The following is a 19,175-nucleotide window of genomic DNA, read 5'->3' on the forward strand; positions in this document are numbered from 1 at the left end:
GCCGCGCGGTGTGCTAAACGGCCTGGAGTGCCCGGCAAGGGTCGGTGACACCGGCACCGGCCGATGAAGCGGCGCAACGGGCAAACGGCAAACGGCGAAATGCTCAGCCGGCGAGCTGTGCGGCCTTCTCTTCGCGTCGCGCGAATACATCGGCCTTCATGGCTTCCATCTTCTTGAGGGCGTCCTTGCGGTCGCGCTTGGAGAGCCGGTCGATGTAGAGGTAGCCGTTGAGGTGGTCGGTTTCGTGCTGGAGGCAGCGGGCGAAGTAGCCGGTGCCTTCGATGACGACGGGGTTGCCGTTCTTGTCGACGCCGCGGGCGATCGCGTGGTCGGGGCGGGCGAGGTCTTTGTGCGGGCCCGGGACGGAGAGGCAGCCTTCGCCGGCTTCGTCGAGGTGGCGGTCGGCGGCGGGGAGTTCGTCGAGCACGGGGTTGAGGATGTGGCCGACGTGTCGGTTGCCGTCTTCGTCGGTGCAGTCGTAGACGAAGAGGCGGATGCCGACGTCGACCTGGTTGGCGGCGAGTCCGACGCCTTCGGCGACGTACATGGTGTGGAACATGTCGTCGAGGAGGGTGTCGAGTTCGGCCGTGCCGAATTCGGTGATCTCGGCGCAGGGGCGGTGGAGGACGTCTTCGCCGACGACGGTGATGCGGAGGGTTTTTCCGCGGGCGGCTTCGGGGGCGAATTCGGGGTAGTCGTCGACGGCCTCGCCCATGACGAAGATCCGGGCACCGGTGGGGCCGGTGTGGCTGTGCTGCTCGGACATCGCGGGCTGGGCCTTTCGGACGGTTGTGGTGGCGGGCGGGCGGACGCCGCCCGGGAAAACCTAACATCCCTGGGTGTGGCGGGGGACGGGTGCGTGCCGCTGCCGCGGGCCGGGCTCCGGGGCCGGGCCCGCGGAGAAGCGGGCGGGGCGGGCGGCGGTTCGGCCGGGGGTCAGGGCAGCAGCGCGGAGGCTTTTGCGGTGACGGTGACGCGGCCGGGGGTGGTGACGGTGATGCGGGTCCAGCCGTCGGGTGCGGCGGTGATGTGGGTGCCGGGGTGGTCGGTGGTGAACCACGCGGTGTGGTGGATGCGGATGGTGAAGTCGCCGGGGCGGTCGGCGGTGAAGGTGAAGCTGGAGGGGGTGAGGTCGGTGAGTTGCCCGGGGCCGTCGAGGAGGGGGACGGCGTCGGTGACTTCCCAGATCCGCCAGTGTTTGTCGGCCCAGACGGGTTCGAGCCAGGGTTGTCCGGCGCGGAGGAGTGCGGATTCGCGGTAGGCGGATTCGTCGAGGGGGACGTCGGGGAGGGCGATGTAGCGGACGCCGGTGTCGCGGAGCCACTGGTGGTAGCGCTCGGGGGTGAGGTCGGGGTCGTAGAGGGGTTCGTTGCGGGCGCGGTCGAGCTGGCGTTCCCAGCCGCGGGCGAGCGGCATGTGTTCGGCGACGTAGACGGTTTCCCAGTGGCCGCGGGTGAAGGGGATTTCGATGCGGCCGACGGGCTGGTTGTGGGCGGTGAGGTAGCCGAGCATGCCGGTGTAGTACGTGCGGGTGTCGGCGGCGCTGTCGCGGAAGTCGTGGGCGACGGCGAGGCTCGCGGAGGAGAGCTGCCAGGCGAGCAGGGGGACGGCGAGCAGGGCGACGAGGCGGCGTCGCCCGAGGGAGAGCAGGACGACGGCGGCGAGGGGTCCGGCCATGACTTCGCCGAGGCGGGCGACGTTGCCGCCGACGGCGCTGGGGACGAGGTAGAGGACGGTGCCGGAGACCGCGTAGAGCCACAGGAAGCGGCGGGCGGTGCGGTGTCCGGGTGGGAGGAGGGCGAGGCCGACGGCGGCGAAGCCGAGGATGGCGCCGAGCCGCCACAGGGGGTAGCCGAAGTCGCCGCCGCCGGGGAAGGCGAGGGGGGCGACGAGTCCGGCGATGGCGGGGGTGAAGGCGAGGCGGGTGGCCCAGACGCGTTCGTGGGGGACCCAGGCGAGGGCGGCCATGAGGAGGAATGCGGCGGCGAGGGGGCTGGCGAGGCCGGTGAGGAGTGCCGCGGATGCGGTCCACAGGGGGTGTCGGCTGCGGGCGGCGAGGAAGGCGAGGAGGGCGGCGGCGACGCCGAGGACGAAGGGGGTGCGGCCGATGAGGTATTCGACGCTGATGATGGCGGCGAACCAGATGGCGGCGACGCGGCGGGGGAGTCCGGGTTGGCCGACGCGGAGGCGGCCCCAGGCCCAGGCGGCGGCGATGCAGGAGGCGGCGGTGAGGGTGCGGGTGCCGACGCCGCCGGCGAGGGCGGGGGTGACGACGCTGTAGCCGGGGAGGAGGTGGCCGCCGTACCACTGGTTGTTCCACAAGAGGGCGCCGTGTTCGCGGGCGAGCCAGGCGCGGAACATCTGGGCGGGCCAGTCGGGTCCGGAGAATCCGGTGGCGGTGATGAGCGCGACGAGTCCGACGGTGACCAGGTAGGGGCGGTCGCCGAGGAAGATCGCGGTGGCGCGCAGGCGGGGCCATCGGGCGCCGGGGAGGCGGGGGGCGTCGTCGGGGGCGGGTGTGGGCCGGGGGATGCGGTGGGGCGGGTCGGCGGTGGTGCTCATGCCGCTGCCTCGGCGTGCGCGTGGAGCGCACTCGTGTCGCCGGTCCGCTTGCTGCGCTTCCGCGCCGCACCGCTGGTTCGCCCGCTGCGCTCCCTCACGGGCGCCGAGTTTTCCAGACGGGACGCCTGTGCGCACATTTGGCACGTGGGGCCCGTGTGTCGCATGTGCGGCCGGGGCGGGGTCAGCCGGGGTGGTAGCCGTCGACGGCTGCGGCGGTTTCGTCGTCGGGGACGGGTTCGGGCGGGTTGGGCAGGCCGGCGCGGGTGCGGAGGTCGCGTGGGTCGCGGGGGCCGTCGATGCGGCGGATGACGGACAGCGCGGCGGCGTTGAACGCTTCGACGAGGGCTTGGCCGCTGTCGGCGGTCCATTCGGCGCGCTGGACGGCGTGCATGTTGTGGTCGGCTTCGCACCAGCAGGCGACTTCGACGGTCGCGGTGACGCTGACGAGGTGGCCGTTCTGGTGCCACACGTCGAGGCCGAGTTCGAGCCAGTCGCCGTCGGATTCGTAGAGGAGCAGCGCGGTGCCGAGGACGTGGGGCTGGGCGTCGGGCTCGGGCTGGGGGTCGGCGGGGTCGGGCTCGTTCCAGAACCACCGTGCCGGGTCGTCGAGTGACCGGCGCAGGTCGAGGGCTCTCGCGGCGGCGATCAGTCGTTCGCGGCCGGAGTCGTCGAGCTGCGGGAACAGCCGCTCGAACGGGATGTCCGAGGCTGGGCGTTCGGTGGGGGGCACGCGGGCATTCTGCCGTGCGGTGGGGTCGCCCCGTCAATGTCGGGGGAGTGATCGTCCGGTCTTGTGGTGTCTTCTTGACTCGGGGTGACGGTCCGGGGCGGGTCGGGTGGTGGTGGTTCGGGTGCTGCGCCCCGGGCCGCGGTGTTTGTCCGGGGGTTGGGACAATGCAGGGGCTGCGGTGGGCGTCGTCGGCGGTGTGCGCCGTCCGGAAACGGCCGTTGCGGTGCCTTTGTCGCCAGTGTGCTGTGTCGCCAGTGTGCTGTGTCGTCGGTGTGTTGTGTTGTCGGTGTGCTGTGTCGTGATGTGTGTTGTCGTCGGGTCGGAGGGTGTGCGCGGTGCGGATAGCGGTGTTCGCGGGTTCGGCGTCGGGTGAGGGTGCGGGTTTCCGGGCTGCGGCCACGGAGCTGGGCGCGTCGTTGGCGCGTGCGGGTGTCGGGATTGTGTACGGGGGCGGGCATGTCGGTCTGATGGGTGCGGTCGCGGACGGGGCGTTGGCCGCGGGCGGCGAGGTGGTCGGGGTGATGCCGAAGGCGCTGGTGGACCGGGAGGTCGCGCACCTGGGGCTGACCCGGCTGGAGGTCACCGCCGACATGCACGAGCGCAAGGCGCGGATGGCGGAGCTGGCGGACGGTTTCGTGGCGTTGCCGGGTGGTGCGGGCACGTTGGAGGAGCTGTTCGAGGTGTGGACGTGGCAGCACTTGGCGATCCATGCGAAGCCGGTCGGCGTGCTGGACGCGGAGGGCTTCTGGCGGCCGTTGCTGGGTGCGCTGGACGCGATGGTGGCGTCGGGGTTCATCAAGCCGCGGATGCGGGACACGCTGCTGGTGGCGGACGATGCGGCGGGTCTGCTGGCGGCGTTCCGGGCGTGGGAGCCGCCCGCGCCGAAGTGGGAGGGCGGCTTGGACCCGCAGACCCGGGGCTGACGGGTCCGGGACTGACGGGTCCAGGACTGACAGGTCCGGGCTGGCGGGTTTGACGGGCTCGGGCTATGCCCGGGTCATTTGAGCAGTTTGGTCTGGTCGGCCTTGATGGTGACCGGTCCCGGCGTCTTGACGGTGATCTCGGTCCATTCCTTGTCCTTGTCCGGGGCGATCGTCACGCCGGGCCGGTCGGCGTCGAACCAGAACGTGTTGTGGACCTTGATGCGGAAGGTGCCGGCGGAGTCCGCGATGAAGGTGAATTCGGACGGCGTCATGCTGACGAGCCGGCCGGGGCCTTCGAGGAGCGGTTTGGGGTCCTGGACTTCCCAGACCGTCCAGTGCTTGTTCGACCAGACGGGCTTGAGCCAGGGCACGCCGGACTTGATGAGGTCGACCTCGGGCTTGGCGGACTTGTCGATGGGCACGTCGGGGAGGGCGACGAAGCGGACGCCGAGGTCGTCGATCCACGCCCGGTATTCGGGGGCGGTGAGGATCGGCTTGTAGAGGACTTCGTTGTAGTAGCGGTCGAGCTGGCGTTCCCAGCCGCGGGCGAGGGGTGTCTTGTCGGCGACGTAGACGGTTTCCCAGTGGCCGCGGGTGAACGGGATCTCGACGCGACCGAGCGGCTGGTTGGCCTGCTTGAGGTAGGCGTTGAGTTCCGTGTAGTACTCGGTTTTTTCGCCCCTGCTGTCCTGCCGGTCGTGGGTGATGGCGATGGCCGCGGACTGGAAGCCCCAGACCAGGAGCGGCACGGCGAGGAGGAGGACGAGGCGGCGGCGTCCCAGGGAGAGCAGGACGACGGCCATGACGGGGCCGGCGATCATCTCGCCGAGGCGGGCGAGGTTGCCGCCGAGGGCGGTCGGGACGAAGAAGAAGACGACGGCGGAGGCCGCGTACAGCCACAGGAAGCGGCGGGCGCTCTTGTGTTCCTTGGGGAGCAGCCACAGGCCGACGGCGGCGAAGCCGATGATGGGCCAGAACCGCCACCAGGGGAACGGGAACATGCCTTCGTTGGGGAAGGCGAGGGAGGCGAGGAGTCCGGCGGCGGCGGGGGCGAAGCAGAAGCGGGTCTTCCACACGTTCTCGCGCGGCACCCAGGCGAGGGCGGCCATGAGGAGGAACGCGGCGGAGAGGGGGCTGGCGAGGCCGCAGACGAGGGAGGCGAGTCCGGTGAGGACTTTGCGGCCGCGGCGGGCGGCGAGGAGGGCGAGGAGTCCGGCGGCGACGCCGAGCGCGAACGGGGTGCGGCCGATCAGGTAGTCGATGCTGGCCATGACGGCGAACCAGACGGCGCCGACGCGGCGGGCGAAGTCGTTGCGGCCGATGTCGAGCCGGGACCAGGCCCAGGCGGAGGCGATGCAGGACAGCGCGGTGAGGGTGTGGGTGCCGATGCCGCTCGACAGGACCGGGGTGAGGACGCTGTAGCCGGGGAGCAGGTGGCCGCCGTACCACTGGTTGTTCCACAGGACGGCGCCGTGTTCGCGGACGAGGCGGGTGCGGAATATCGCGGCGGGCCAGTCGGGTCCGGACAGGTCCAGCAGGATGATCAGGCCGATGAGTGCGGCGGTGATCCAGTACGGCCGGTCGGCTATGCCCATTGCGAGGGTCCGCCAGCGGCTTGTGGACCTCGGCAGAGGCGCACGGCCAGGCAGGTCTGCGGGGGGCGTCGCGGCTTCGGTCGTCACGTGGGTGAAGTCTTCCAGACGGCGGCGTCGGGCACGGTCGCCGGGAGCGACGGGCTGCGTTGGGCGGCTGTTCACCTCCCAGTATCGCGGTGCGGGGACGCCCGCGTCCGACGGAGGTCCCTCGCGTGCGGGTGTTCGGCGGCGTGCGGACGCCCGCCCCGGCCCGGTGCGTCACCGGGTCGGGGCGGGCGCGGGACCGGCCGCGCGGGCGTGCGGCCGGCCCGGATCAGGGCCGGTGCGGGTCGCGGACCGCGGCGGCGGGGGTGTGCGCGGGTTCGCCTCGGACCGTGAAGGTGATGGCGGCGCCGAGGAGGGTGAGGGCGGCGGCGACGAGGATGGCCCGGTCGCCGCCCGCGGCGAGCGCGTCGACGGGGGTGCGGCCGCCGGCGGACTGGACGACGGCGACGACGAGTGCGCCGCCGAGGGAGGCGCCGGTGTAGCGGGCGGCGTTGGCGGCGCCCGCGCCCATCGCGGCCCGGTCGGCGGGGACGCTCTCCACGGCGAGGCGGGTGCCGGACGCGTTGAGGAAGCCGAGGCCGATGCCGGCGACGAACAGGCCGGGCACGACGCGCGCCCAGGAGGTGTGCGGGCCCATGCCGTAGAGGGCGAGGAATCCGACGGCGATGACGGCGAGGCCGAGGGCGACCTGTCGCTGGGCGCGGACTCCGGCGGAGAAGCGGCCGATGAGGACGGCGGCGGCGACGGACGTGCCGGACCAGGTGGCGAGGAGTGCGGCGGACTGCAGCGGGCTCAGCCCGAGGACGCCTTGGAACAGGGTGGGCAGGTAGGACGCGAGTGAGATGACGGCGATGCCGGTGACGACGGACCCGAATATGGACAGGGCGAACCGCGGGCGGCGCAGGAGCCGCAGGTCGAGCATCGGTTCGCGGCCGCGCAGTGCGGTGGCGGCGTAGGCGGCGAGGAGGACGGCGGCGGTGCCGAGGAGGACGAAGACGCCGGTCTGGGTCCAGCCCTGGCGGCCTTGGACGAGGGCGGCGGTCAGGGTGCCGATGCCGCCGCCGAGGGTGAGGGCGCCGAGGGGGTCGAGGCGGCGGCGCACGGGGGAGCGGGATTCGGTGGTGGCGAGGGCGGCGGCCGCGGCGAGGAGGACGGCCGCGGCGGTGCCCGCCCAGTAGGGGGCGGAGTGTCCGGCGGTGCGGGTGAGTCCGGCGGCGGCGAGCGGGCCGGCGGCGATGCCGCCGCCGATGGCCGCGCCGACCGCGGCGGTGGCCCGGACGCGGGCGGCGCCGGCCGGGAAGACCTGGCCCACCAGGCCGAGTCCGGCGGCGAGGACGGCGGCGCCTGCGATGCCTTGCAGGACGCGTCCGGTGACGAACAGGGCGAGGTTTCCGGCGAGTGCGGTGACGGCGGACGCGACGGCGAGTCCGGCGGCTCCGGCGACGAAGACGCGGCGGCGGCCGAGGATGTCGGCGAGGCTGCCGGCGGCGAGCTGGGTCGCGGACAGGCCGAGGCTGATGCTGCTGAGGATCCAGGCCGGCCCGGTGGGCCCGGTATCGAGATAGCGCACGGTGTCGGGAAGGACCGCGAGCGGCGCGGTGTAGGTCATGAGGACCAGGAGGGTGCCCGCGACGACCACGGCGAGGGTCCCGCCGGGCGGGCGGCGGCGCGCGGATGCGGATGCGGCGGTGGTGGTGGGGCGGGCGGCGGACGCGGTGCGGGCGGCGGGTGCGGCCGTGGTCGGCATCGGGGGTTCCCCTTCGGGAGGCGTCGGCGGCGGTGGCTGCAGGAACGACGTTCGGCGGGTGTGCGGATGTGACGAGCCGTCCGTCAGTTCATTCAATGAACCTTTAGTGGGGATGACCCTAGCAGCTTCGGTTCATTCAGTGAACCCACGCGGTAGGCTGGTGCTTATGGCACTCGGCAAGGACTACCTGGGGCAGGAATGCGCGGTCGCCCGCGCGCTCGAACTCGTCGGCGAGCGGTGGACCCTGCTCGTCGTGCGCGACGTCTTCTACGGGGTCCGCAGGTTCAGCGACTTCCAAGCCCACCTGGACATCCCACGGGCCGTCCTCACCGCCCGGCTCGCCACCCTCGTCGAGGCCGGCGTCCTGGAACGCCGCCGCTACCAGGAATCCCCGCCGCGCGACGAATACGTCCTCACCGACATGGGCGTCTCGCTGTGGCCCGCCATCTACGCCCTCGCCCAGTGGGCCATCCAGTACGTGCCCTCCGCGGCCGGCGCCGTGCGCGAATTCGCCCACCTGCCCTGCGACACCGTCGTCGACCGCACCGGCCTGTGCCCCGCGTGCGGACGGGTCGCCCCGCCCGGCGAACTCGAAATGCGCCCCGGCCCCGGCATCCACGCCTACAAGCGCACCGACCCGGTCAGCCTCGCCCTGCGCAAGCCGCACCGCCTCCTCGAACCCCTGCACCCGGTGATCGCCGCCGCGGTCTGAAGGGACGTTCCCCCGCACCCGGCACCCCCGGCCCGCCGAGCCAATAGGGTGGTCCCCGGCGGCCTGGCAGGGCGGCCCGGCTGCCACGGGCAGCGCCGGATGTCGCGGGGGGCGGAGGGGCCGTGATCAAGGGAAGCCGCAACAGTGCCGCGGAGGCGGACCACAGCGGCGGAGCGTCCGCATGACGGCCGAGGCCACGACCGCCGAGCCCGTCGCGACCGAGCCCGCGACCACCGGGACCGCGGCGGGCAAGCCCACAACCGGCAGCGCCGCCGGCCTGCGCGCGTTCGCCGCCGTCGGCGTCCTCGCCGCCCTCTACGTCGCCATCGCGCTGCCGTTCGTCGTCGCCGCGCTCCTCGTCGGCCTCACCGTGCGCGGCTTCGGCCTGTTCACCGGCGGACAAGCCGTCCTGGTCGCCGAGATCGTCATCGCGCTCACCGCGCTCGTCCTGGAGATCGCCGGACCGCGCCGCCTGCCGTCCGGCATCTCCGTCACCGCCCGCGACCAGCCCCGGCTGTGGGCGCTCGTGCGCGCCACCGCCCGCGAACTCAACGTCCCCGAACCCGACGGCATCGTGCTGACCGGCGGCACCGTCGCCGAAATGCGCGCCGTCCGCCGCCCCGGCATCACCCTGCACCACCACCTCGTGCTCGGCGCCTGCGTCCCCGCGTCGCTCACCGAACCCCAACTGCGCGCCGTCGTCGCCACCGCCCTCGCCGCGCGCCGCCGGCGCCGCCCGCCGCTGCCCGACCAACTCGCGCTGCACGGCCTCGACATGGTCACCGGGCTCGCCGACGCCGCCCGGCAGCGCGGCGTCCTCGGCGACGCCGCCCGGCAGTTCGCCGCCCGCTACACCCGCCTCTGCGCGCCCGTCCTCGACCTCCAGCAGCGCACCCAGGACCGCTACGCCGCCGGCGTCTACGGCACCGACGCCGTCGCCGACGGCCTCGACGCGCTCCGCCGCCTGCGCACCGCCTGGCAGTGGTACCGCCGCGGCTACGTGCACGCCGGAATGGCGTCCGGATGCCTGCCCGCCGACCCGCTCGGCGACTTCCGCGCCCTGCTCGCCGACCCGGTCCGCGCCCGCGACCTCGCCGAACTCCCGGCCGGCGACCCGCCGCACCCGCTCGCCGTCCGCGCCGACCGGCTGCGCGCCCGCCCCCTGGACGCCAAGGTCGCGCTCCGCGGCGGCACCGACGGCATCACCCTCGGCTTCGACGAGCCCCGCCGCGTCGCCGCCCACCTGTACGCCTACCTGCTCGCCTGCGACGACGACGGCATCGCCCCCGCGGGCGCGTTCGCCGCGCTCGACCGCCTCACCGCCCTCGACCGCGAGGCGTTCCTGCGCCAGGTCAGCGGCTACCGCGCCGCCTACCGCGCCTCCCGCCTGGCGCCCGCCGCCCGCCACGCGGGCGCCGAAATGCCCGTCACCCTCGGCGGCGTCCTCGGCCTCCTCGTCGAAGGCAAGGGCGAGCGCATCGCCCAGGAGCACCGCCCCGCCGGTGCCACCGCCTCCAGCGCGGACACCGGCCCGGACAGCCCCACCGCCGCCGCGCTCGGCGCGCTCCTCGCCTGCGCCTGGGTCGACGCGGGCCGCGCCCGCTGGAAGACCACCTGGTCCGGCCAGGACGACGTCACCACCCACGACGGCAGCCCCCTCGACCTCGCCGCACTCGCCGCGAAAGCCCTCGCCGGCCCCGACGGCGCCCGCACCCTCCGCACCGCCATCCGCGACGCCGGCGTCTCCTCCTACTACGAAGTCCGCATGCCGGTCAGCTTCGCCGCCGCCCAGGAACGCGAGACCGCGGTGGGCCACCGCTGAGCGGCCGGGACGGACCACCCCGCGCCCCGCGATAGCCTGAAGCCGTGACCGTCCCCCCGCAGCCGCGGCAGCCCGCCCCCGCTCCGACTGCCGCCCCCAAGGTCGCGAAACCGCGCACCGGCGACGCCGCGACCCCGGTCGCGGACACCCCGGACGCCCCCGCCGCGCAGGCAGCCGTCAAAGCCCCGGCCAAGAAGGCCCCCGCCAAGCGGACCACCGCCGGCACCCGGAAGACGGCGGCGAAGACAGCCGCCAAGAAGACCGCGAAGAAGCCCGCCAAGCGCCCGTCCGGTCCCACCGACGTCGTCGAGCGCGAACTGATCGCCGCAGGCGCGCGCGTCGTCGCCGGGGTCGACGAAGTGGGCCGCGGCGCATGGGCCGGCCCCGTCGTCGTCGGCGCCGCGGTGTCCGCCGCGACCCCGCCGCCCGCCGGCCTCACCGACTCCAAGCTCCTCACCGCACCGCGCCGCGAAGCCCTCGTCCCCGAACTGGAGGCCTGGGCCACCGCCTACGCGTTCGGCGCCGCGTCCCCCGAGGAAATCGACGAACTCGGCATGACCGCCGCACTGCGCCTCGCCGCCGTCCGCGCCCTCGAAGCCCTCCCGGTGCGGCCCGACGCGGTCGTCCTCGACGGCAGCCACGACTTCCTCGGCGAACCGTGGACCGTCCGCACCGTCGTCAAGGGCGACCAGGCCTGCATCGGCGTCGCCGCCGCATCCGTCCTGGCCAAGGTCTACCGCGACGGCCTCATGGCCGAACTCGGCACCGGCCACCCCGCCTTCGCGTTCTGCGACAACGCCGGCTACCCCTCGCCGACGCACCGCAAGGCCCTCGAAGAGCTCGGCCCGACACCGTTCCACCGCATGTCGTGGGCCTTCCTCGACGACCTGCCGCAGTGGCGGCACCTCAAGAAGTTCCGCACGCCGCTCGAAGACGCCGGGCAGACCGCGCTCGACTTCTGACGCCGTGTCCCCTCCGCCCGCCCGTTTCTGACGTCTCGTCAGTAGGCCGGTATCCGCTGCGCGCCCCCGCCGGCGCGCCGCGGGTGACGACCGTGTCTCGATCCGCACCGTCATTCCCCCGCAACCACCCCTATATCGGGCACGGTTCGGCGCAGGGTGGAGGGGACCGCTCCCGCCGCGCACGAGGCGGGCGGTAGGTTGCCCCGGTGACTGCCTCGATACCTCCCGGCTGGTACGACGATCCCTCCGCGCCCGGAATGGAACGCTGGTGGGACGGGACCCAGTGGACCGAATCCTCCCGCCCGCGGGCCGACGCGCCGGGCGTTCCGCCCGCCCCCGGAGGCCCGTCCTCCGGGCCTGTCGGACCCGCCGGGCCCGCCGGCCCCATGGGTCAGCCCGGGTTCGGGCCGGCGAACGGGCCGGGCGGCCTGGCCGGGCCCGGGCAGGCGCCGTACCCGCCGCAGTACGGCTCGTACCCGCCCGCCGCCGGCGGGAGCCGCAAGAACCGCAACCTGATCATCGGCCTTGTCGCGCTGCTCGTGGTCGGCGGCCTGGTCGCCGTCCTGGTGTTCACGCTCGGCGGCAAGGACGACAAGTCCAGTGTCGCGACGGACGGCACGCTGACGGACACCACCACCGGCGTCACCATCCCGTTCATCAAGGGCTGGGACAAGGACACCGACAAGGACCGTCCCGCGCACCAGACCAAGGACAAGGTCGCCTGTTCGGACGAGAGCGGCAGCGCGTCCTCCGACCCGTCCGACGGTCCGTCGCCGGACTCCAGCGACAGCGACAGCTCCAGTGACTGCTACCTGGGCGAGGCCGAGGTCGCGTACGTCCCGGGCAAGAGCTTCGACGGCGCGGTCAGCCGGATGCAGGGCCAGATCAAGAACGGCGACGACTTCAAGGTCACCAAGACCGTCCGCGAGGACAAGACCAAGATCGACGGCAAGAACGCCCAGGTCCTGGTCTACGAAGTCGAAGAGAACAAGGGCTCGCCGGCGCGCACCGCGACGCTCGAGTTCATCATCATCGACAACAAGTTCGAGTACGAAGGCGACGACGCCTACCCGATCGTCTTCGTCGGCGTCGACCACGACCCGAAGGCGCCGAGCAAGGGCGTGCTCGACACCGTGCGCGACGGCATCAAGGTCGGCACCCCGCAGCCGTCCGCCAGCTCGTCCTGACGCGGGTTCCGCACCGCACCGCCAGGTATCCCCCGGCATTCCGGAGTCCGGTCCGGCACGGCACACGCCGCGCCCGACCGGACTCCGTCGCGTCCGCCCCCGGCGCGCTCCCACGAGCCGCCCACCCCGGGCGGCTTACTCGATCGAGTGACGGGGAAGACCGGCGTCCGGGTGAGAATGCCGTTTCGGTGCACCCGGCGCCCGGGCCACTACGGGGATTTCGGCCCGCGGAAAGCCGATCGACGCGCCGCAGCCCGGCGGGGTGAGGGTGATCCGTCGTAGAGTTCGGTTTCACCCGCGCGCCGCCGCCCCGGCGTGCGCACCACCACCGACGGGTAATTCCCCGGGCTGAGGGGTCGATGGGAAACCCGTCCCACGCCGTCCCGAGGCGCGCCGCACCGCCCCGGACCCGGCCGACCAGCATTGGGGGCTGACCGTGCGCCTGGGGGACCGCCTGCAATGCCCGGGCTACGCCGTCGTGGGCGTCGAGACCACGGGGCTTTCGCCGCACCGCCACCGCATCGTCGAGATAGCGGTCGCGCTCTGCGACCCGGACGGTCAGGTCACGGACTTCTTCACCACCCTGCTCAACCCCGACGGTCCGGTTGGCGACTTCCAGACGCACGGGCTGTTCGACGACGACATCGTCGAGGCCCCCGCCTTCTCCGACGTCGCCCCGTGGCTCGCCGGCATGCTGCGCCAACGCGTCGTCGTCGCCCACAACGCACGCTTCGAGCTGGGCTTTCTGGAACGCGAATTCCAGCGCCGCCGCCACCCGTCCGTGCCGCCGCTCACCATGCTGTGCACGATGCGCGAGGCACCCGAGTACGTGCCCGAAGCGCCGCGCTTCACTCTCGTCGCGTGCTGCGAGACGGCCAGCGTCCCGGTCGACTCCGGCTACGGCGCGGGCGCCAAGGCCATGGGCACCGCGCGGCTCCTCGCCTACTACCTCGAACAGGGCGCCGGGGAAGCGCGACACTGGCAGCAGGCCCGCACCGTCGCCGCGTCACTCAACTGGCCGCGCCGCAAAGCCGATCAGGCCCGCGTGTTCACCCGCGACGACGCGCACGACGCCCGCCGCGCCCGCGAGGAGGCCGAGCAGGCCCGCCGCCGGGTCGCGGTGTCGTACCTGGAGAAAGCCCGCGCGTTCGGCCCGCCGACCGGCGTAGGCGAGGGCCCGGACAGCTACCTGGCGGTCCTGGACGCGGCGCTCGAAGACCGCGTGATCACCCCTGAGGAAGCCGCCGACCTCGCCGAACTCGCGGTCTCGCTCGGCATTTCCGAGGCACAGCGCAAGGACCTCGACCGGCTCTACGTCACGACCCTCGCCGCGTCGATGGTCGCCGCGGGCCCGGTCATCGACCGCGAGGAACGCGCCGACCTCACCCGCGTCGCCGCCCAGCTCGGCATCCCGCGCATCGCCCTCGACGACATCATCGGCATGGCGCGCGACACCGCGACCGAGCACCACGCGGCGCCGATCCTGGCGCGCGGCCGCGCGCTGCTGCCCGGCCAGCACGTGCTCTTCCACGGCTACCTGGCGGTGTCCCGCTCGGAACTCGACCAGCGGATGGCGCGGGCCCGGCTGGAGATCGCGTCCGGCATCCACGACCGCGTGGACGTGCTGGTCGTGGCCGACCCCGACGAGTCCGCCGACCGCACCTTCTGGGCCCGGCAGCGCGGCATCCGGGTGCTCATCGAGCCGGTGTTCCTCGCCCTCCTCGCCGACCTGGAACGCGAACGCGGATCGGCCGCCGACGCCGCGTCGCGGGTCGCCGCGGCCGGCGTCCTGGCGGGCGCCGGGGCGGCCGTCGCCGGGGGAGCCCCCGCGCGGCGCACGACCAGCGGATTCCTCATGCCCCGGCCCGGCAGCACCCCGCCGTCCGGGGCCCTCGGCGGGCCCGGCTCGCCCCTGTCGGACGACTCCGGACCGCTGGACTCGACCGGCGACGAGACCGTCGCGGAGACCGCGCCCGGCACCGAGGCCCTCCCGCCGATCCCGCCCCCGCCGCCCCCGGCGGTGACCGCCGCCCTCAGCTCGGTCGGCCCCGGCGGCGCCGACAAGCCCGCGGGGCCGGCGACGCCCCCGGGTGGCGTCCCCGGCGGGAAGGCCGCCCCGGAGCGCGTGGTCGACCGGCATCCCGAGCCGCTCCCGGAACGGCCGACGGTGCCGCCGCCGATCCGGCCGCCGATTCCGGCCAGGCCCACCGAACCGCCGCCGACCACGGGCACCGAAGTACCGCGGGTCGACGACCGGTCCGGACCGGGCACCGGAACCGTTCCCCCGGTGCCGAAGGACCCGCCCCGCAGCTCCGCCACCGAGTTCGGCGTCCCGGCGGCCACGACCGCGCTGCCGGTCCCGTCCGGGACCCTGCCGGTGCCGCCGACCGAGGGCGCCACTGTCGTGGCGCCGACCGAAGGCACTGCCGTGATGGCGCCGCCCGTTCCGCAGACACCGCCGCCCGCGGAGACGTCGCCGACCCCGCAGGTTCCGCCACGGCCCGCGAAACAGCCCGCGGAACGGCCCGCGGAACAGCCGGCACGGCAGGGACGCGACCGCAGCCTCGGCGGCGGGCCCGCGGTCGTCGCGGGCGCCGCGGCCTCGGCTGCCGTTTCCGGTGCCGCCGCCACCCCGGCCGCCACCCCCGCCCCTGCTTCCGCCCCCGCTTCCGCTCCCGCGGACGAGCCGCGGTCGCTGCAACGCGGCCAGGCCGTCACCATGGACCAGCTCGGCACCTTCACCGGCGCCCTGCGCGTCGAGGCCGCCTGGTGGGGGCCGACCGAAGTCGACGCCGACGTCATCGTGCTCGTGCTCGACGACGACCGACGCGTGGGCGCCGACGAAGACCTGGTGTTCTACAACCAACCCGTGCACCCCAGCGGCGCGGTTCGCCTGGCAGGCAAACTGCAGGACGGCAAACCCGGTTCGGATTCCGTCGACATCGACGTCACCCGGCTGCCGGAAGGCCGCGTCCGCGTCGTCGTCGCGCTCGCCCTCGACGCCGGATCCGGCACCGCCTTCGCCCAAGTGCCCGTCGCCGTCGGTATCGTCGACCCCGTCACACGGCGCCGACTGGCCGATTTCCGGCTCACCGGCGGGGAGGAGACCGTGATGATACTCACCGAGGTGTACCGTCGCGGTGACCAGTGGCGGCTGCGGGCGGTCGGCCAAGGCTACGCGGAAGGCCTCGCCGCGCTGGTGACCGAATACGGAGTGGTGGTGGACGAATGACGCGGTAGCGCCCTGCCGTTCCGGCCGCCACGGCGCGTCCCCGGACCCCGCCACCGGTGCCCGGCCGGTGCGGATTCCGTTGGCGCGACGGCGAGTTCCCCGCCGAGCGGGGCGACCCGGGCCGACCGATTCCGGACCCCTCCGGAACGCCGCCCGCCGCCCTCCGGGCCACCGCCCGGGGCCCCGTCCCGGGCCGCTAGCGGACGACCCGCCGACCGTTCATGCCGACCCGGCCTGTGCACGCCCCGGCCGCCTTTGATAAGACTGCGACCATGCCGCGTGTGTTTCCCGGGGAGCCGGACGCCGACCTGTCCGGGGCGTCCCCGCGTATCTCCGCCTCCGGGCACTCCGGGCCCACACCAGACGAACCCAGCGTTCCCCAACTCACGACTGCGAATCCGGTGACGACAGCAAAGTCCGCGGCACCCAAGCCGTCCGCACCCCGTAACCCCGCCCACGCATCGGTCCCGAAGCCCGGACCGCCGCGCCCGGCGGCCCCGAAGCCGGGCCCGCCCCGGCCGGCCCAGCCGGCCGCGGACGCCGAACCGGCGCCCGCCACGCCCGCCACGCCCGCCGCGGTCCCCGCCGCGCGCAAGCCGGAGCGGTCCTCCGGACCCGACATCCGCCTGGTCTCCGCCACCCCGGAAACCGCGCTCGACGTCGCCGACGAGACCGTCGACCGGCTGCTCGACGAGGGCACCGCACCCGACACGATCCTGGTGCTCACCACGGGCGAAGCACACCCGTGGCAGCAGCACGAGGAGTCGTTCGGCAGCGAGCCGTACTGGCGCCAGTACACCGAAGGCAACGACGTCTTCTACGCCCGTGCCCTCGGCGACCGGCCGCTGCGCCGCGACACCGTCGTCCTGGTGGTGAACGGCTTCGCCGACCCGGCGCGCTCCACCGACGCGCTCGTCACGGCGATCGGCTCGGGCACCGCCGCGGTCATCGTGTGCGGCGACCTCGACCAGGTCCGGGCGCTCACCGGACTCTGACCCGGACCCCGCCCCGGCCCGACGACGGGCCGAGGCGGGTCCGCGAGGGCGTGCGGTGGCGTGCACGGCGTTTCTTTCCGCCGTCATGCCGCCGGTGGCGTTCGCGCGCCTTGCCGACGAGGCTTCCCCGGCGGGGTGCAACGGGCGTTCCGTCCTGTCTTCGACCGCTCCGTGCGGCGTGCGCCGCCGGCACAGCGTTCGGTTACCGCGGCTTCGCGATCTCGGGGCCGGCCGGGTCATGCCGTGCTGCCCTCGCGCACGACCACCCGTCGGGGCGGTTCCCTCACGCGACGCACACACGGTCGCCGGAAGTCGGCTACGGTTCGGTCCCATGTCGGAATCGCCTTCGGTAGCCCGGCAACCGGGCTCGTTCTCGGCCGAAGCCAGTGGGCTACGGTTCCCTTCTATGTCCGAATCCCCCTCCATAGCCCAGCTGCTAGACCGTTTCCTCAGCGACGAGGAAGACCGGTTGTCGCTCCAGCAGTACCGCGCGTGCAAGACCGTCGTGGACATGCTGGCGAACTACCTCAACCGGTATGCCTTCGCGGCCTTGAACCCCGTCGACCGCAAGGAGTGGGACGCGGCGTACGAGTCCGGCGATTCCGACGCCTACTGCAACCTGTTCGGCGTCCGCAAACTCGTCCTCGGCATCAAGCCGTTCCACGAACAGCATCTCCGGGGCCGCCTGCACGCCCCGGAGATGGTCCAGGAACACGCCCTGAGCGTCACCAGCGACCTCGCGGACTGGATCGCGTCCCAGGGGCACTCCGGACGGCCCTGAGCGCCTCAGAGGGCCTCAGGGGGCCGTCAACGACCTTGCGGTGGTGCGGGGTTGGGCGGGGTCCGGGACGGGCGGCAGGGCGAACGGCGTGTGGGGGCGGTCGGCGGCAACGGCGGCCGGGGTGTCGGGGCGGTTTCGGTGGCCCCAGGTGCGTGAACAGCGTGGGCCGGCAGGGGGTCCGGTCTGCGGGGCGGTCGGCTGTGGCCCGGGTGGGCGCAGGTTCGCCTTCGCGTCGCGATCTCGTCGGCTGCCTTCCCGGTCCGTGCCGGGGTGCCCGTCGGTGATCCGCACAGCGGGTCTCCGGCCTGGCCTCCATGGCACTGCCGCGATCCGGGACGGTCGATCGGTATCGGTCCGGCGCTGCGTGAGTCACCTTTCGAGCCGGCCTGCTGCGGGTCAGCCGGAAGGTTTCTGCGGTGTCCGGGCCGACAGCCGTCGAACGCTGTGCGTCGCGGGCGGTGTTTGTGGTGCCGGTCGTCGGTTCGCCGCGCATAACTGACGCATAGTCAGATACCGCAGGCGGCAACGAGATTCGGGTCACAACACCGTTCGCGATGCGGATTTCCCGGCGCTGCCGGGCCGCCGGGGCCGGCAGCGCGCACGGCACTCTGTCTCTTGACTCGTCGGGCCTGCGTGCGGTCGGCTCGCAGGCTCAGGAGCAGCGCAACCCCGTGCCTGTCGCCCCCGCGTCCGTCAAATACCGCACCGGTGCCGCGTAGTCCCGCTCGCCCGGACCCGGCGTCCCCTCCGCATGCCCTCCGAAAGCCGCTGCCGCCGCCGGGACTTCCGTACGCTCCGGAACTCCGACCCCTCGTCCGGGAGCCGCCACCGGCGACTCCACCGGGACGTCATGGCCCGCCGACTTCCTCCGCGTCCCCGGCTCGATCTGCGGTTCGGTCCGGGGCTCGATCTTCGGCTCCACCCGTGCCACCGTCCGCTCCGCCGGTTCCGGCGCAACCCGCGGTCGCGGTCGCTGTGCAGTCGCGGCCCGCCGCTTCGGCTTCGCCTCCGTCTTCGCTTTGCCCTTGCCGGGCTTGCGCCGTACGGGGAGGAGCGCGACCCGCGGCACGGAGGCCGGGGTGCGGCCGGAGCGGCCGTCGCCGACGACCTCCCAGCCGTCCTCGGCGAGCACCACGACGGCGCCGCCGCGCAGCCCGTGGAGCGCGCAGGCGTCGCGCAAGCCCCACATCCACCGGCCGTCGTCCGGTTCCCAGGCGCGGCGGCCGTCGCGGCAGAGCAGCAGCACGGTGGTCCGCACCGGGGCGGGCCGCCGCAGGTCGTCCGGGACGATCAGGCGCAAAGTGGCCAGAATCGTATTGCGGCACTGCCACCCGTCGACCGATCCCGTGTCGCCGTCCGTCGCGAACGACGCGCTGGCGACCGGCCGCCCGGTGGCGTCGAGCACCGCGACGACCGCGGTGCCGGGGGTGGGGCCATGCAGTTCGTGGAGGCGGGTGACCAGCGCCCGGGGGTCCCGCAGCAGCGGAACGTCGGACGAACGCCACGACTCCGGATCGATCGTCCGGACCGAAGCGGCGACCGGTCTCATGGCGGACGTGCGGCGGGTGGGCCGAATCGGGGTGACTGCTACGGCTGAGGCGATGGCGGCGTTGGTCACGGCGCTCCTTCGGTCCGGGGGCGGGCCGTGGGGAGCAGACCGCCGTCAGCCGGTATTTGACGCGCAGGCAAAAACAGAGGCGGGCGCACCGCGAACTCGCGCGGCACGACCCGCAAAGATCACCAGGGCGCTAAGTCGATTCTTCCGTGTGGGTCCGACACACGGCAACAGGGAAACGTGATCGGCTCCACACGAAATCTCCCTGTCACCAACCGGACACACCCCCACCATCCAGCCGCCCCCACGCGCCGTGCCGCAGCGGCA

14 protein-coding genes are annotated in these 19,175 nt (G+C 73.7%); 8 read left to right on the top strand and 6 right to left on the bottom strand.

Translation table 11 applies throughout. The annotated features are described in order from the left end of the window. Nucleotides 1-103: 103 nt before the first annotated feature. The 3 genes from def to ACPA54_RS32845 form a co-directional block, all read right to left on the bottom strand. On the bottom strand, nt 104-766 hold the full coding sequence (gene def, locus ACPA54_RS32835) for a peptide deformylase (protein WP_423535281.1): 663 nt from the start codon (nt 764-766) through the stop codon (nt 104-106). 170 nt (nt 767-936) lie between these two features. Next, nucleotides 937-2,562 carry a hypothetical protein gene (locus tag ACPA54_RS32840; protein WP_423535282.1) on the bottom strand — a complete coding sequence of 542 codons (1,626 nt, stop codon included), beginning with the start codon at nt 2,560-2,562 and terminating at the stop codon, nt 937-939. A gap of 181 nt (nt 2,563-2,743) precedes the next feature. Continuing rightward, nucleotides 2,744-3,292, bottom strand: a complete 549-nt coding sequence (locus tag ACPA54_RS32845; RefSeq protein WP_345675412.1) for a hypothetical protein — start codon at nt 3,290-3,292, stop codon at nt 2,744-2,746. A 335-nt stretch (nt 3,293-3,627) separates the two neighbouring features. Between ACPA54_RS32845 and ACPA54_RS32850 the strand changes: the two genes are divergently transcribed. Continuing rightward, a complete protein-coding gene (locus ACPA54_RS32850; protein ID WP_423535284.1) occupies nt 3,628-4,215 on the top strand; it encodes an LOG family protein in 588 nt (195 codons plus the stop codon). Between the two features lie 74 nt (nt 4,216-4,289). On the opposite strand, the gene ACPA54_RS32855 is transcribed toward ACPA54_RS32850, so the two are convergent. Together ACPA54_RS32855 and ACPA54_RS32860 are read right to left on the bottom strand one after the other, a co-directional pair. Beyond that, complete coding sequence (locus ACPA54_RS32855; RefSeq protein ID WP_423535286.1) at nt 4,290-5,810, bottom strand: hypothetical protein; 1,521 nt, start codon at nt 5,808-5,810, stop codon at nt 4,290-4,292. 313 nt (nt 5,811-6,123) lie between these two features. After that, the gene (locus tag ACPA54_RS32860; RefSeq protein WP_423535288.1) at nt 6,124-7,602 is read right to left on the bottom strand and encodes an MFS transporter; all 1,479 of its coding nucleotides are present in this window, start codon (nt 7,600-7,602) and stop codon (nt 6,124-6,126) included. A gap of 166 nt (nt 7,603-7,768) precedes the next feature. On the opposite strand from ACPA54_RS32860, the gene ACPA54_RS32865 reads away from it, so the two are divergent. The 7 genes from ACPA54_RS32865 (at nt 7,769) to ACPA54_RS32895 (ending at nt 17,293) form a co-directional block, all read left to right on the top strand. Beyond that, the gene (locus ACPA54_RS32865) at nt 7,769-8,314 is read left to right on the top strand and encodes a winged helix-turn-helix transcriptional regulator (RefSeq protein ID WP_423535290.1); all 546 of its coding nucleotides are present in this window, start codon (nt 7,769-7,771) and stop codon (nt 8,312-8,314) included. Between the two features lie 181 nt (nt 8,315-8,495). Then, complete coding sequence (locus tag ACPA54_RS32870) at nt 8,496-10,136, top strand: hypothetical protein (protein ID WP_423535291.1); 1,641 nt, start codon at nt 8,496-8,498, stop codon at nt 10,134-10,136. Nucleotides 10,137-10,453: 317 nt separating this feature from the next. Then, complete coding sequence (locus ACPA54_RS32875) at nt 10,454-11,098, top strand: ribonuclease HII (protein WP_423535415.1); 645 nt, start codon at nt 10,454-10,456, stop codon at nt 11,096-11,098. A 206-nt stretch (nt 11,099-11,304) separates the two neighbouring features. Next, nucleotides 11,305-12,285 (top strand): DUF2510 domain-containing protein, encoded by a 981-nt coding sequence (locus ACPA54_RS32880; RefSeq protein WP_423535293.1) that lies wholly within the window; start codon nt 11,305-11,307, stop codon nt 12,283-12,285. Between the two features lie 436 nt (nt 12,286-12,721). Continuing rightward, the gene (locus ACPA54_RS32885; protein ID WP_423535295.1) at nt 12,722-15,517 is read left to right on the top strand and encodes a TerD family protein; all 2,796 of its coding nucleotides are present in this window, start codon (nt 12,722-12,724) and stop codon (nt 15,515-15,517) included. Between the two features lie 401 nt (nt 15,518-15,918). After that, complete coding sequence (locus tag ACPA54_RS32890) at nt 15,919-16,512, top strand: hypothetical protein (RefSeq protein ID WP_423535297.1); 594 nt, start codon at nt 15,919-15,921, stop codon at nt 16,510-16,512. Nucleotides 16,513-16,918: 406 nt separating this feature from the next. Continuing rightward, on the top strand, nt 16,919-17,293 hold the full coding sequence (locus ACPA54_RS32895; protein ID WP_423535298.1) for a hypothetical protein: 375 nt from the start codon (nt 16,919-16,921) through the stop codon (nt 17,291-17,293). A gap of 652 nt (nt 17,294-17,945) precedes the next feature. On the opposite strand, the gene ACPA54_RS32900 is transcribed toward ACPA54_RS32895, so the two are convergent. Further along, nucleotides 17,946-18,911 carry a hypothetical protein gene (locus tag ACPA54_RS32900; protein ID WP_423535300.1) on the bottom strand — a complete coding sequence of 322 codons (966 nt, stop codon included), beginning with the start codon at nt 18,909-18,911 and terminating at the stop codon, nt 17,946-17,948. Nucleotides 18,912-19,175: the final 264 nt, after the last annotated feature.

The organism is Uniformispora flossi (assembly GCF_049534875.1).
GTDB classification, from domain to species: domain Bacteria; phylum Actinomycetota; class Actinomycetes; order Streptomycetales; family Streptomycetaceae; genus Yinghuangia; species Yinghuangia aomiensis.

Excerpts from the sequence above, each read along its gene's own strand:
- def (WP_423535281.1), bottom strand. The coding sequence starts at position 766 with ATGTCCGAGCAGCACAGCCACACCGGCCCCACCGGTGCCCGGATCTTC.
- ACPA54_RS32840 (WP_423535282.1), bottom strand. The coding sequence starts at position 2,562 with ATGAGCACCACCGCCGACCCGCCCCACCGCATCCCCCGGCCCACACCC.
- ACPA54_RS32855 (WP_423535286.1), bottom strand. The coding sequence starts at position 5,810 with ATGGGCATAGCCGACCGGCCGTACTGGATCACCGCCGCACTCATCGGC.
- ACPA54_RS32860 (WP_423535288.1), bottom strand. The coding sequence starts at position 7,602 with ATGCCGACCACGGCCGCACCCGCCGCCCGCACCGCGTCCGCCGCCCGC.
- ACPA54_RS32865 (WP_423535290.1), top strand. The coding sequence starts at position 7,769 with ATGGCACTCGGCAAGGACTACCTGGGGCAGGAATGCGCGGTCGCCCGC.
- ACPA54_RS32870 (WP_423535291.1), top strand. The coding sequence starts at position 8,496 with ATGACGGCCGAGGCCACGACCGCCGAGCCCGTCGCGACCGAGCCCGCG.
- ACPA54_RS32895 (WP_423535298.1), top strand. The coding sequence starts at position 16,919 with ATGTCCGAATCCCCCTCCATAGCCCAGCTGCTAGACCGTTTCCTCAGC.